General features: G+C 35.1%; 13 protein-coding genes and 1 pseudogene. 11 read left to right on the top strand and 3 right to left on the bottom strand.

The features are described from left to right. Positions 1–22: 22 nt before the first annotated feature. Positions 23–1,285: a threonine ammonia-lyase IlvA gene (ilvA, locus tag ACYFX0_RS14725; protein ID WP_016077871.1), complete on the top strand. Its 1,263-nt coding sequence runs from the start codon at positions 23–25 to the stop codon at positions 1,283–1,285. 90 nt (positions 1,286–1,375) lie between these two features. On the opposite strand, the gene ACYFX0_RS14720 is transcribed toward ilvA, so the two are convergent. After that, complete coding sequence (locus ACYFX0_RS14720; RefSeq protein ID WP_000910225.1) at positions 1,376–1,603, bottom strand: hypothetical protein; 228 nt, start codon at positions 1,601–1,603, stop codon at positions 1,376–1,378. Between the two features lie 52 nt (positions 1,604–1,655). Beyond that, complete coding sequence (locus tag ACYFX0_RS14715) at positions 1,656–2,759, bottom strand: CapA family protein (protein WP_106081345.1); 1,104 nt, start codon at positions 2,757–2,759, stop codon at positions 1,656–1,658. 218 nt (positions 2,760–2,977) lie between these two features. On the opposite strand from ACYFX0_RS14715, the gene ACYFX0_RS14710 reads away from it, so the two are divergent. The 3 genes from ACYFX0_RS14710 to ACYFX0_RS14700 all read left to right on the top strand — a co-directional run bounded on the left by ACYFX0_RS14710 (position 2,978) and on the right by ACYFX0_RS14700 (position 5,946). Continuing rightward, positions 2,978–3,694, top strand: a complete 717-nt coding sequence (locus tag ACYFX0_RS14710; protein ID WP_000236050.1) for a DUF554 domain-containing protein — start codon at positions 2,978–2,980, stop codon at positions 3,692–3,694. Positions 3,695–3,712: 18 nt separating this feature from the next. Next, positions 3,713–4,564 carry a GNAT family N-acetyltransferase gene (locus ACYFX0_RS14705; RefSeq protein WP_000393443.1) on the top strand — a complete coding sequence of 284 codons (852 nt, stop codon included), beginning with the start codon at positions 3,713–3,715 and terminating at the stop codon, positions 4,562–4,564. A gap of 167 nt (positions 4,565–4,731) precedes the next feature. After that, positions 4,732–5,946, top strand: a complete 1,215-nt coding sequence (locus ACYFX0_RS14700) for a multidrug efflux MFS transporter (RefSeq protein ID WP_000179291.1) — start codon at positions 4,732–4,734, stop codon at positions 5,944–5,946. Positions 5,947–6,000: 54 nt separating this feature from the next. Here the strand turns inward: ACYFX0_RS14700 and ACYFX0_RS14695 are convergent, their stop codons facing one another. Further along, positions 6,001–6,762 (bottom strand): DODA-type extradiol aromatic ring-opening family dioxygenase, encoded by a 762-nt coding sequence (locus ACYFX0_RS14695; RefSeq protein WP_000982903.1) that lies wholly within the window; start codon positions 6,760–6,762, stop codon positions 6,001–6,003. A gap of 204 nt (positions 6,763–6,966) precedes the next feature. Between ACYFX0_RS14695 and ACYFX0_RS14690 the strand changes: the two genes are divergently transcribed. The 7 genes and pseudogenes from ACYFX0_RS14690 to ACYFX0_RS14660 all read left to right on the top strand — a co-directional run bounded on the left by ACYFX0_RS14690 (position 6,967) and on the right by ACYFX0_RS14660 (position 13,340). Next, entirely contained in the window at positions 6,967–7,890 is a 924-nt protein-coding gene (locus ACYFX0_RS14690) for an alpha/beta hydrolase (RefSeq protein WP_001102579.1), read from the top strand. Between the two features lie 55 nt (positions 7,891–7,945). Next, entirely contained in the window at positions 7,946–8,551 is a 606-nt protein-coding gene (locus tag ACYFX0_RS14685; RefSeq protein ID WP_001288921.1) for a pentapeptide repeat-containing protein, read from the top strand. Between the two features lie 81 nt (positions 8,552–8,632). Continuing rightward, complete coding sequence (locus ACYFX0_RS14680) at positions 8,633–9,277, top strand: LytTR family DNA-binding domain-containing protein (RefSeq protein ID WP_000389701.1); 645 nt, start codon at positions 8,633–8,635, stop codon at positions 9,275–9,277. A 127-nt stretch (positions 9,278–9,404) separates the two neighbouring features. Beyond that, entirely contained in the window at positions 9,405–10,919 is a 1,515-nt protein-coding gene (locus ACYFX0_RS14675; protein ID WP_106081344.1) for an acetyl-CoA hydrolase/transferase family protein, read from the top strand. A gap of 211 nt (positions 10,920–11,130) precedes the next feature. After that, positions 11,131–11,574, top strand: a pseudogene (locus ACYFX0_RS14670) (GNAT family N-acetyltransferase). A gap of 27 nt (positions 11,575–11,601) precedes the next feature. Then, a complete protein-coding gene (locus tag ACYFX0_RS14665; RefSeq protein WP_098437475.1) occupies positions 11,602–11,961 on the top strand; it encodes a YunG family protein in 360 nt (119 codons plus the stop codon). A 53-nt stretch (positions 11,962–12,014) separates the two neighbouring features. Beyond that, positions 12,015–13,340, top strand: coding sequence for a bifunctional S-methyl-5'-thioadenosine deaminase/S-adenosylhomocysteine deaminase (locus ACYFX0_RS14660; RefSeq protein WP_142398745.1), 1,326 nt, complete (start codon positions 12,015–12,017; stop codon positions 13,338–13,340). Positions 13,341–13,496 lie beyond the last annotated feature (156 nt).

The following is a 13,496-nucleotide window of genomic DNA, read 5'->3' as shown; positions in this document are numbered from 1 at the left end:
AAAGAGATAAGGATGATATATAATGGTGCAGAAGGTAAAGGAGAGAGTGAAAATTGAAGATATCTTAATGGCTCATAATTGCATGAAAGATATCGTTATTAAAACACCGTTACAACGTGATACAGTTTTATCTGAGAAATATGATTGTGACGTTTATGTAAAACGAGAAGACTTACAATTGATTCGCTCTTTCAAAATTCGTGGTGCGTACAATTTAATTCAAAGTTTATCAAAAGAACAATTACAAAACGGTGTTGTATGCGCGAGCGCTGGTAATCATGCGCAAGGAGTTGCTTATACGTGTAATTTATTGAAGATTGCGTCAAAAATCTTCATGCCGACGACAACACCTAAACAAAAAGTATCACAAGTACAATTTTTCGGTGGTGATTTTGCGGAAATCGTATTAGTTGGTGATACATTTGATAGCTCTTTCCAAGAAGCGCAGCGCTATTGTGAAGAAAATAGAATGACGTTCGTTCATCCGTTTGATGATCCGTATGTAGTTGCTGGTCAAGGGACAGTTGCAGTTGAAATTATGCATGATATGGAGAAATCGGTTGACTTTATTTTTACAGCAATCGGCGGTGGTGGGTTAGCATCAGGTGTTGGTACATATGTGAAAGGTGTTAGTCCTGCTACAAAGGTTATTGGTGTAGAGCCGATGGGAGCTGCATCTATGAAAGAGGCTTTTCTTCAAAATGAAAATGTCGCATTAGAGAAAATAGATAGTTTTGTTGATGGGGCAGCTGTTAAAAAAGTAGGAAAGTTAACATTTGAAACTTGTAAAGATGTAATTGATGACATTGTTTTAGTACCAGAGGGAAAAGTTTGTACGACGATTTTAGAACTGTATAAGAAAAATGCAATTGTAGCTGAACCGGCTGGTGCACTATCTATTGCAGCGCTTGATTTATATAGAGATGAAATAAAGGGTAAAACAGTTGTATGCACGCTAAGTGGTGGAAATAACGATATTGATAGAATGCAAGAAATGAAAGAACGTTCGCTCATTTACGAAGGATTAAAACATTACTTCATTATTGAATTCCCGCAACGTTCAGGTGCGCTAAGAGAATTTCTTGATAAAGGATTAGGACCAGAAGATGATATTACGCGCTTTGAATACATTAAGAAACATAATAAAGAAAATGGTCCAGCGTTAGTCGGCGTAGAGTTGAAACATAAAGAAGATTATGAGCAATTAATTACTCGCTTTAAAGAAAATAATATTCAATTTATGGAGCTTAATAAAAATCCTATTTTGTTTGATTTACTTATTTAATAGAAGGAAAGGGATAACATACGGTTTTACTAGAAATAAAAAAGATAGATATAAGCAGTAGAAACGCTACTTGTATCTATCTTTTTATAGTTAAACTAAATATTTTCCATATTCAAGAAGGATAAAGCTAGTTAACCAAAAGAGTATCGCAATACGAATGATTACATACATAGTAAATTCAAAGGTAGTAAGTTTTCGTTCGCGTTTTATTTTTTTTAGAAGTCTAACAGAGAAAATTGAACATAAAAGTAGAACGGCTATAGATATTTTATAAATATTCTCTAACAAACTTACATTTTCTAATAAGTCTTTCAGCATGTTCATCACCTATTCTGTAATGTATGTTACAGAGAAATAGATCTTGAGCTGTCTAGTTTCGTTTGTTTTTTATTTTCCCTGTAGCATCAATTTCTACATCAGTTGAAATTGTTTGTAAATATTGAAGAGCTTTTTTCTTTTCTCCCTCATTTACAGGGGAAACTTGGTTGTTGCGAATGATATAAGGATTGAATGACATTTGGACATCCTTTCCTTTAAAAGTTAAAGTTAATACGCCAGTTTCAGCGCTTTTCCCATTCACATAACTCGGGAATAAAAAGTTACCTAATGAGTAAGCGATAGGAACTTTATTATAATACTCAAACCCTTGTAACCAATGTGGATGGCTTCCGACAATTGCGTTAGCTCCTGCTTCAACCATTTTAGGTACATATTGCTTTTGGTATTCTACCGGACGATTTGATTTTTCAACGCCCCAATGCATATAGACGATTAAATAGTCTGCATCTTTCTTTTGTTCTTTAATTGTTTTTGTTACAAGATTTAAATCATAGCCATTCGCAACGCCAGGTTTATTCTCACCAGCTATCCAATTAGAATCAGGCATAAATCGAACGAAGGAAAGAAATTTGAACTTTTTCCCTTTTACGGTCATTTCTCGTGCTGTATATGCATCTTTCGCATTTTTTCCGGCTCCAATGTAAGGGAACTTTAATTTTTCTACGTGAGAAATCGTATCTAATAATCCATCTTGCCCATAATCAAGTGTATGGTTATTTCCGATATTTACGATGTCATATCCAGTGTTTTTTATAGCTTGTAGCGTGGATGGATCACTTTTAATCCAAAACAGTTGTCCAGGAGCTTTCTTTTCTCTCGTTGTAAATGCTGACTCTAAATTAACGAAAGAAATATCAGCTTTTGTTATTTCTTCTTTTACATGTTGGAATGGATAATCAGCCCCATTTTTTTCGATTACAGGACGTAATTGCCAATCGAACATTGTATCACCAGAGAAAGTGAGTGTAATTTCCGGGTCTTCTATTTTCTTTTCACTTGTTGAAGCGGTTTTACTAGATTTGTTTTGCAAATCGGGTTTGTCTTTCGCTTTTGAAGTAAAAGAGTAGTTAATTAATAAAACAATTGGTGTAATGCAAAAGGCTATTAACAGAAATCGTTTTAGTAAAGTTTTCATAAATACCGTCCCTTTTGAATTTATACCGCAATTTGTGGGCAATAAAACTCACGTTAATTAAAGTTTCACATTATGTATTACTACAAAAAAAATTGCGGTTTATGTTGTGGAAAACATTTGTTAATATTCTTAATATTAAGTTAACATATAGATAACCTGTAAATCAATGTATAAACCAAAATATAGAAATAAAGAATTCGAAGGGTGAAGAATAAGAAATGGTTATATTAGGAGCAGTTGTAAATGGGATTTGTATTATATTTGGTACTTTACTAGGTAAATTATTTAGTAGGATTCCAGAAAGTATGAAGGGAACAATTATGCATGCAATCGGTTTAGCGGTTACTGTGCTTGGGCTTCAAATGGCATTGAAAAGTGAAAATTTTCTTGTTGTCATACTAAGTTTAGTGATTGGTACCGTCATCGGGGAATGGCTACAATTAGAGAGAAAGTTAAAACTGTTAGGAGATTGGCTAGAAAATAAAGTTGGATCAAAAGGGAAAGGGAGCATATCAGAAGGCTTTGTAACTGCTACTTTAATTTTTGCAATAGGTGCGATGGGCATACTTGGTGCACTCGACAGCGGGATTCGCGGCAATCATGATATTTTATTTACAAAGGCGATTATCGATGGATTTATTTCTATTATATTAACGACAACTTTAGGAATTGGTGTAGTATTTTCGGCGATTCCAGTTATTTTATACGAAGGAGGGATTGCGGTTTTTGCAACACAAATTAATAGTTTGGTCCCGAAAGAATTAATGAATCAATTTATAGTGGAAATGACAGCTACAGGTGGTATTATGATAGCCGCTATTGGATTGAACTTACTTGGTGTTATTAAAATTAAGGTGGCAAATTTATTGCCAGGTATATTGGTAGTTGGAATAATCGTTTCACTTATTTATGGTTACGGTTTACTAGTAAAGTAATAGGGGGTGGAGATACATATGGAGGAGTATAAATTTACAAAACGTGTTCATAACATATTGAAGATTGCAGCAGAAGAGGCAGAAAGTAATATTATTCAACCAGCTCATCTGTTTATCGGTATGTGTAAAGAAGGTACTGGAGTTTGTAGCGAGTTGTATATGTATTTGTTCCGTAAAGTGGGGATAGATTTTTCAGAAAAACTTTCAATACGAAAACAATACGATTCACCGTATCAAGAGTATGAAAAAATAGGACAATATAAGGTATCTTATAAGGTGCTAGAAATTTTACAAATAGCGAAGAAACGTATGGAACGTTTCCAGCAAGTAATAATGAATGAAGGACATGTTATATATGCACTATTTCATGTAGATACGTTTATTGGAAATGTACAAATAAAAAAAGATATATTACGTATTATAGCTGAGCCAAGAGATTTAGCGGTCGATCTAAAATGTTTTGTTCCTACTTATAATCATTTAATTTGTACTGTTAGAAAGGCTAGCCCTTCTGATTTTGAAAAATTAGCAAGTTTTGTTAAAGAGGAATTTGGTGAACGTTGGTTACATTCAATAGAGTATGGATTTCGTACATATAAAGATAATTTACCTATTTATATAGCAGAACAAGAAGAAGTGATAGTAGGTTTCGCTTGTTATGATGTAGTGAGAGGAAAGAAGGGATTGTTTGGTCCAATGGGCACAGCGAAAAAAAATCGTGTGAATGGTGTAGGGAAGCAATTGTTATATCGTTGTTTACATAGTATGAAGAAAGAAGGATATGAATACGCAATTATTGGACAAGCAGGTCCGGTTGAGTTTTATGAGCGATGTTGTAATGCACGTTTAATACCGGTAGAGAGTAATTAACCAACTCCATATATGGGAGTTGTTTTTTTTATGAAAATAATGTAGAGATGTAGTGATTTTCACTAGAAAATAGCGGGTTTTGTAGTAAATTTTACAAATAAAGCAAATTACTAAACTTTTTACAAGAAAGGGTGTAGAATGGGTATCTAAAGAAAGAAGGTGTGAAAATGGCCAGCTGGAAACGAAATTTGATGATTTGTTGGCTAGGTTGTTTTACCACTGCAGCCGGTATGAGTTTAGTAATTCCTTTTTTATCTTTTTATATTGAGGAATTAGGAGTAACTGGCACTTCTAGTATTGCACAGTGGTCGGGACTTGCATTTGGTATAACATTTTTAATGGGTGCGATCGTATCACCAATATGGGGAAAGCTTGGTGATATACATGGACGGAAATTGATGCTTATTCGTGCGAGCCTTGGTATGGCGATTATTATGACGCTTATGGGGTTTGTAACGGACGTGTATCAACTAGTCGCACTACGATTTTTGATGGGAGCGGTATCTGGTTTCCTTTCAACGGCGATGACATTTATTGCAGCAGAAACTCCGAAAGAGCATTCAGGTTGGGCAATTTCCACAATTTCAACTGGGGGCGTGAGCGGTTCTTTACTTGGCCCATTACTTGGTGGTTATTTGTCGGAGTTAATTGGAATGCGCCATGTTTTTCTTGTTACAGGAGCTTTTTTATTCCTTTCTTTTCTCATCGTTTTTTTCTTCCTACATGAAGAGAATCACTCCGCTCAAGCAAAAAAAGTACAACAGAAAAAAGTATGGACGATGGTTCCAGCAAAGCATTTAATTATTAGTTTATTTGTAACAACATTTATTATTCAACTTGCGAACATGTCAATTCAACCTATTATTACATTGTATGTAAAGAATTTAGAAGGCCCAGGAACAGCTCATATTGAAATGATTGCAGGCGCAGTCATGTCTGCGACAGGTTTAGCGATTATTATGGCAGCTCCTAAGTTAGGTAGATTATCAGATCATATCGGTCCTCAAAAAACGTTAGTTGTAGCGTTGTTTGCTGCAGGAATTATTTTTATTCCACAAGCATTTGTAACCTCAGCTTGGCAACTATTAATTCTTCGCTTTTTATTAGGTATTGCACAAGCAGGACTATTACCTTCCGTACAAACTCTACTAAAACAACATACACCAACCCATGTAACGGGAAGAATATTTGGGTATAATCAATCGTTTCAGTTTTTAGGAAATATGATTGGACCAGTACTTGGTGGACAAATTGCAGCACATGCGGGCTTCCAATATGTTTTCTTTTCTACTTCATCACTATTATTTATTGCGTGCATTTGGGTTTATTTTCATAATAAGAATGAAGAGGTATCAGAGAAACGACATTTGGAAGTTAGTTAACTAAGTGAATGAAAAAGAAAAAGGATGAAGCCAACGATTGCTTCATCCTTTTCTTTAAAATTGGAGACAAAGATAACTTAATGTACCAAGCTCATAACTGCGGTGAATGACTTCACCGTTATTTTCACCACTTCCCATAGCGATAAATAAAGGAACAAAATGCTCTGCTCTTGGTACTGCCAATTGTGCATGAGGGGCATTGTTCTCCCAATGAAATAATGCATCTTTATCAGTAGTCTGCATATGTTTAATAATCCAATCATCAAATTCAATTGCCCATTGTTCGGGGGTAGTTTGATTCCATTTCAGTGCTCGTAAGTTATGAACGGTAACACCGCTACCGATTACTAAAATATCTTCTTGTCCAAGTCCTTTTAGTGCTTCTCCAATTTCAAATTGTTCTTTTGCAGGAAGGAAAGGATTGACTGATATTTGTACGATAGGAATATTTGCTTCTGGATACATGCGGTGCAAGAGTGTCCATGAGCCATGATCTAAACCTCTCGTCATATTATGATGGACTGGAATACCTTTGTTTTTAAATTTCGTTTCTAACATAGATGCAATGTTAGAAGAACCTTTCGCACGATATTTAATTTCGTATAACTCAGGAGGAAAACCTCCAAAATCATAAATTGTTTCATATTCGTTATCTGATGAAGAAATCGTTAATACTTCGCTTTCCCAGTGAGCAGTGAAAATAACAATTGCTTTCGGTTTATATGTTTCTCCAAGTGTTTTTAAAAACCTTGTATAGTCTGTATCTTGAATAGCAAGCATTGGTGATCCGTGTGCTAAAAATAATGATGGCATCATAATAGAAACCTCCCAAAAATATAATAATTACTTTATGTAAGTAACTATATAATTTTACGGATGGTTCGTCAACATATTAATTTAAGAGCTAATTAGAAAAGTGAGTCATTTGTCATAATGAAGGCAATTGCATATAATACATAGTAAGAATAATGAATGGATATTCATTTTTAAAGATACATAATAGAGTTGGGAGCTGACGAAATGAACGTACAGGAAAGTTTCGTTACGGCATTGGATGGATCAGAAATTTATTTACGCAAGTGGTTACCAGAAGGAGATCCGCGAGGGATTATTCAAATTGCACATGGTATGACAGAACATGCAGGTGTTTATACAGACTTTATTGCTGCGTTATTAGAAGCGGGGTATGGTGTTTATGCACATGATCATAAAGGACATGGGAAAACAGTGAAAAGAGAAGAAGATTATGGTCATTTTAAACCAAATGTAGGTTGGAATGAGGCTGTGTCTGATGTTATTTTTGTATCAGAAACGATAAGAAAAGAGCAGACATGCCCGTTATTTTTACTTGGACATAGTATGGGTTCTTTTTTATCAAGACGTGCTGTACAACTTAGGGGTGAACTATATGATGGGTTTCTGATTTCAGGAACAGGTGGAAATCCAGGGCTTTTAGGAAGTATCGGCCATAAAGTAGCGACAATCGAGATGAAACTACGCGGGGAGAAAACGAAAAGTCCAATGCTAAACTTTTTATCTTTCGGAAACTTTAATTCGAACTTTAAGCCAAATCGTACAAAATTTGATTGGTTATCTTCAGATAATAACCAAGTTGATAAATATATTGCGGACCCGTTATGTGGATTCATTTGTACGACAAGTTTTTATCGAGAATTATTTTCTGGTGTATTAGAAGTAAATAAACTAGAAGAGTTCAAAAAAACACCGAAAAACCTTCCAATACATATTTTTTCAGGAGATCGTGATCCTGTTGGGGATATGGGGAAAGGTGTAAAAGAAGTGTATGAAAATTATAAAAAATGTGACGTGAAAGATGTAACACTGCGTTTATATGAAAATGGGAGACATGAGATGTTTCATGAAGTAAATCGAGATGAAGTATTTCAAGATTTGATTTTATGGTTAGATAAGCATATTGTATGAGAAGAAACCTCACTTTTTTGAAGTGAGGTTTCTTTGAGAGAACGGAGGAATAGTTATGAGTGAATTTGTAAATAAAGAATATGTAGAAATAGATTTTCAAGATGTTTTGATTAAAGAAGAGGAATTGAAGAATTGTACTTTCATAAAATGCCGTTTTAGAGGGATAGATGCATCGGAAATTTCTACTGAAAATTGTAATTTCATAGAATGTGATTTTACCGGTGCACTTTTTAACGCTTCTATTCATAAAGTAACTACATTTGCGAATTGTAAGTTTGTTGGTGCGAATTTATTCGTATCGAAGTTTGAAGAATGTAAAATGACCGGCTCTGATTTTGAAGAAGCGAATTTAGACGGAATAACTATCATATCGGGTGATTGGTCATATACGAATTTAAGGTTCGCCAACTTAAGTAAACAAATATTAAAGGGTATACGTTTAATGGAAGCGGACCTATATGAATGCAATTTAGAAAAAGCAGATTTACGTGAAGCGGATTTAACCGGTGCACAATTAGGTAAGGCGAAACTTAGTGGTGCAAATTTAAAAGGAGCGGTAGTTGATAGAATTGATTTTACAAGTTTTGATTTGAAAAATGTGAAATTAGATATAGCACAGGCAGTTGCAGTAGCAAGATGTTATGGGGCTAAGGTGAACTAAATGATTTGTAAAACCGTTCAAAGTGCTGAACGGTTTTACAAATCATAATAGTAGTATAATAGTAAATGAGGTGTTCATACTATGGAAGATAAAACATTAGGTATACTACTAGATGTAGTTGGAGAATTATTTTCAGATGAAATATCAATTGCCGTTTCGAATACGAAAGAATATATTTACTATCGGCCAAGTAAACGAATTGATTTAAAGATTAGTGCTGGGGATCCTATTAAAGAAGGAACGATTGCTCATAAAGCAATGGTAACGAAGCAAAAAGCCTCTGAGTTTATTAACCGGGACGTTTTCGGTATTCCTTATCATGGAATGGCCGTACCGTTTTCAAATAATGGGAAGATTGAGGGGTGCGTGACGGCAATTTATCCCGCTTTAACGGATGGAAAGTCAGTCGTTACTTTAAAAACAACAGACGGATGGGTTCCGGTTCCTTTTTCAAAGGTCATGTATTTAGAAGCTAAAGATAAAAAGACGTATGTGAATTCAGAAGAGTTAACAGGAACACATAAGTACTCGCTACAAGAATTCGAATACTTGTTGCCGAAAGATTCCTTTATTAGATGCCACCGTTCCTTTATTGTAAATGTTAATCATATTAAAGCGATTTACCCTGATACGCATTCTACTTTTGTACTTTCGATGGATAACGGAGAGAGGGTACCAGTGAGTCAGTCATACGCTAGCTATTTTCGTAAGCTTCTAGGATTCTAAAATTTTCTGCTTTAGAACCTAGATTTGCTTTTTTATCTGAATTTTCGGCATTCTGTACAAAAATCCCTATTTTGATAGTGTTAATGTGTAAAATAATTATGAATATTCATTGAGAGAGGGATTACATATGGAGAATAATTTAGATAGAATTAGGGATCAACGTTTCAAAGATCGAGTAGTTACACCTGAAGAGGCAGCTTCATGGATTGAAAGTGGAATGACTTTAGGTTTAAGTGGATTTACACGTGCTGGGGATGTAAAAGCAGTCCCATTTGCGCTGGTGAATCGAGTGAAGAACGATAAATCTTTTAAAGTAAATGTTTATACAGGAGCTTCTTTAGGTTCGGATGTAGATAAATTATTTGCTGAGGCAGGAATTTTAGGGAAAAGATTGCCTTTCCAAGCCGATGCGACTATGCGAAAAGGAATTAATAACGGAGACTTTTTATTTGTAGATCAGCACTTATCTCATACAGCAGAGCTACTCCGTGCTGACGTTATGGATATAGATGTCGCTATTTTGGAAGCGGTTGCGATTACTGAAGATGGTATGATTATTCCAACCACTTCAATTGGAAATTCCTTAGCATTTTCCTTAAATGCTAAGTCCATTATTATTGAAATGAATATGGCTCAATCTACGCAATTAGAGGGGCTGCATGATTTATATGAACCAGGTAAACAAGGGGAAAGACTTCCAATTCCGCTCGTAAAAACGGATGATCGAATTGGAACAATTGGTATCCCGATAAATCCTGAAAAAGTGAAGGGGATTGTGTTTACGAATCAACTGGATTCACCATCGACAATTGTTCCTCCAGATGAAGAAACTGTCATTATGGCACAACATTTAATAGAGTTCCTTCGAGAAGAAGTTAAAGTAGGCCGATTAACAAAGAGTTTAGCACCGTTACAATCGGGAATTGGTTCAGTTGCCAATGCAGTATTGCACGGCATGCTAGATTCGGAGTTTGAAGATTTAGAAGTGTATTCTGAAGTTTTACAAGATGCGGTCTTTGATCTAATGGACGCTGGGAAAGTTAATTTCGCTTCCTGCTGCTCGATCACGCTTTCTGAAGAGAAAATGCAACAAGTATTTTCTAACTTTGAAAAATACCGAGACAAATTAATGATGCGCCCACAAGAGATTTCTAATCACCCTGAAATCATTCGCCGCCTCGGATTGATCTCGATTAATACTGCTTTAGAATTAGATATATACGGAAATGTTAACTCTACTCACGTTTTAGGTACAAAGATGATGAATGGTATTGGTGGTTCTGGTGATTTTGCGAGAAATGCACGTCTAGCTATATTTGTTACGAAATCAATTGCAAAAGGTGGTAACATTTCAAGTATCGTTCCTTTCGTTTCTCATGTAGATCATACGGAACATGATGTAGATGTTATCGTCACTGAACAAGGGTATGCTGACCTAAGAGGATTAGCGCCAAGAGAAAGAGTGGAACTAATTATTGAGAATTGCGTACATCCAATGTATTGTGACCAGCTAAGAGCTTATTACGAAGAAGCACAAACAAGAGGTGGACAAACTCCTCATGTTTTAGAAAAAGCTTTTTCTTGGCATACGAATTATGCTAAAAATGGCACAATGCTTGAAGAGGTAGTAGAAACTGTTTAGAAGTGTAAAAATGATTCTTAATATAATATGCTATAAAGATTGAAAGAAAAAGAGCGCCAATTTTCAGGAATGGCGTTTTTTTCTTTTAAAAAATTGTTACTTATTATGAAGAATTATAAAAGTAATCTCTTGTTTACGGAAATAAGAGGGTTTTTAAATTACTTTCGAATCATGTTAAAAGTTTATATATTAAAGGTGAGGAGAAAGAATCATGAAGATAAGAACAGCGTTATTAAGTGAAGCAAATGAATTAAGTGAACTCACACTACATTTAAAAGCAACGTGGAACTATAGTGAAGAATTCATACTTGCTTGTAAGGAAGATTTAACAATTACCGATGAGTACATAAAAAATAATTTTGTATATGTTTTAGAAAACGATAATACGAAGATTGGGTTTTTCTCATTTTTACATAACGATAAAGCTCTCGATTTCTTATACATTCATCCTCGTTACAAAGGAAAGGGGTATGGAAAAATAATGTGGAAGTTTGTAATAGAGTAAGCAAAGGAACTAGGAATAAAAAGCTTTACGATTGATAGTGATCCGAATGCAAAAGGATATTGTTTGAATATGGGAGCAAAGTTAATCGGAGAGACACCATCAACGGTCTTTAAGGACCGATTACTGCCCCTTGTGAAATGTGATGTGTAAAACTATTAATAGTAGGAGAAGCTGAGAATGGATCATATAAAGGGAAAAAGAATATATGAAGCACTAATGAGATCTTGGTCAATTGAAACAAGTTCAAAATGGACAAGTGAAAATCCAGCAAAGGGACAGTGTGGTGTAACGGCTCTAGTCGTTCAAGATATATGCGGAGGGAAAATTAAAAAGACAAAAATAGGGGGCGTGTGGCATTTTTATAACTTTATAGATGGACAGAGGTTTGATTTTACAGAGGCTCAATTCAATGAAAAACCGAATTATTTGGATGTGGAATCAAATCGGGAAGAAGCATTTGCAGATACAAATGAAAAACAATATAGCATTTTGAAGGGAAAAATAACGAAAGAATTCAAATTATCTTTTGACTCTTAATCTTTAATAAGTTACTATAATGGTGGTAACTTATTAAAGGGAACTTCATAGAGTTGAAAGGGGAAATACTTTTGAAAACAACTTATGTAAACGCTGCAATTGTAACGATGAATGAACAAAACGAAGTGATAGAAAATGGATATATCATTGTAGAAAATGATCAAATTATAGATGTAAAGAGCGGAGAATTCTCTAATGATTTTGAAGTAAATGAAGTAATTGACATGAAAGGAAAGTGGGTTTTACCAGGGCTTGTAAATACACATACACACGTTGTAATGAGTCTCTTAAGAGGTATTGGCGATGATATGTTATTACAACCATGGCTTGAGACGAGAATTTGGCCACTTGAAAGTCAGTTTACGCCAGAGCTTGCGGTCGTTAGTACGGAATTAGGATTACTTGAAATGGTGAAAAGTGGTACAACATCATTCTCTGACATGTTTAATCCAATTGGAGTAGATCAAGATGCAATTATGGAAACGGTATCAAAGAGTGGAATGAGAGCTGCTGTTTCAAGAACCTTATTTAGCTTCGGAACGAAAGATGATGAAAAGAAAGCCATTGAAGAAGCTGAAAAATATGTGAAGCGTTACTATAATGAAAGTGGTATGTTAACTACGATGGTTGCACCGCATAGTCCATATACATGTTCCACAGAACTGTTAGAAGAATGCGCACGAATTGCAGTAGAAAATCAAACGATGGTTCATATTCATCTTTCGGAAACAGAGCGTGAAGTACGTGATATTGAAGCACAGTACGGAAAACGTCCAGTAGAATATGCAGCAAGTTGCGGGTTGTTTAAACGCCCAACAGTTATTGCACACGGTGTAGTATTAAATGAAAATGAGCGTGCATTTTTAGCAGAACACGATGTTCGAGTAGCACATAACCCAAATAGTAATTTAAAACTAGGTTCTGGTATAGCGAATGTAAAAGCGATGTTAGAAGCAGGAATGAAAGTAGGAATTGCAACAGATAGTGTGGCATCTAACAACAATTTAGATATGTTTGAAGAAATGCGTATAGCGACTTTACTACAAAAAGGTATTCACCAAGATGCAACAGCGTTACCGGTTGAAACAGCTCTTACACTTGCGACTAAAGGAGCTACTGAAGTAATCGGCATGAAACAAACAGGATCACTTGAGATTGGAAAGTGTGCTGATTTTATTACGATCGATCCATCTAATAAGCCGCATTTACAACCAGCAGATGAAGTGTTATCGCACCTTGTATATGCTGCTAGTGGAAAAGATATAAGTGATGTCATTATTAACGGAAAACGTGTCGTTTGGAATGGCGAATGTAAAACGTTAGATGAAGAGCGTATTATATTTGAAGCGAGTCGTTATAAACGAGGTTTGCAAAGATAGGTATTTTCAGGATGTGGAGAAAGTCTTCTCCACATCCTGTTTTTGTGTCTGAACCTTTTTTGTGCCAACATTGATAAAAAGAGGGAACGGATATTTTTAAATGATAACCATTCATGAAATCATGATATGTTATAAATTTTATAATATATATGCAAA

It is taken from the genome of Bacillus sp. NEAU-Y102 (genome assembly GCF_054788175.1).
This window is presented reverse-complemented; position numbering and strand designations above follow the sequence as displayed.

What these genes read in the sequence shown, in the direction of transcription:
- ilvA (WP_016077871.1), top strand. Translation starts at nt 23, where the DNA reads ATGGTGCAGAAGGTAAAGGAGAGAGTGAAAATTGAAGATATCTTAATG.
- ACYFX0_RS14720 (WP_000910225.1), bottom strand. Translation starts at nt 1,603, where the DNA reads ATGCTGAAAGACTTATTAGAAAATGTAAGTTTGTTAGAGAATATTTAT.
- ACYFX0_RS14715 (WP_106081345.1), bottom strand. Translation starts at nt 2,759, where the DNA reads ATGAAAACTTTACTAAAACGATTTCTGTTAATAGCCTTTTGCATTACA.
- ACYFX0_RS14710 (WP_000236050.1), top strand. Translation starts at nt 2,978, where the DNA reads ATGGTTATATTAGGAGCAGTTGTAAATGGGATTTGTATTATATTTGGT.
- ACYFX0_RS14705 (WP_000393443.1), top strand. Translation starts at nt 3,713, where the DNA reads ATGGAGGAGTATAAATTTACAAAACGTGTTCATAACATATTGAAGATT.
- ACYFX0_RS14700 (WP_000179291.1), top strand. Translation starts at nt 4,732, where the DNA reads ATGGCCAGCTGGAAACGAAATTTGATGATTTGTTGGCTAGGTTGTTTT.
- ACYFX0_RS14695 (WP_000982903.1), bottom strand. Translation starts at nt 6,762, where the DNA reads ATGATGCCATCATTATTTTTAGCACACGGATCACCAATGCTTGCTATT.
- ACYFX0_RS14690 (WP_001102579.1), top strand. Translation starts at nt 6,967, where the DNA reads ATGAACGTACAGGAAAGTTTCGTTACGGCATTGGATGGATCAGAAATT.
- ACYFX0_RS14685 (WP_001288921.1), top strand. Translation starts at nt 7,946, where the DNA reads ATGAGTGAATTTGTAAATAAAGAATATGTAGAAATAGATTTTCAAGAT.
- ACYFX0_RS14680 (WP_000389701.1), top strand. Translation starts at nt 8,633, where the DNA reads ATGGAAGATAAAACATTAGGTATACTACTAGATGTAGTTGGAGAATTA.
- ACYFX0_RS14675 (WP_106081344.1), top strand. Translation starts at nt 9,405, where the DNA reads ATGGAGAATAATTTAGATAGAATTAGGGATCAACGTTTCAAAGATCGA.
- ACYFX0_RS14665 (WP_098437475.1), top strand. Translation starts at nt 11,602, where the DNA reads ATGGATCATATAAAGGGAAAAAGAATATATGAAGCACTAATGAGATCT.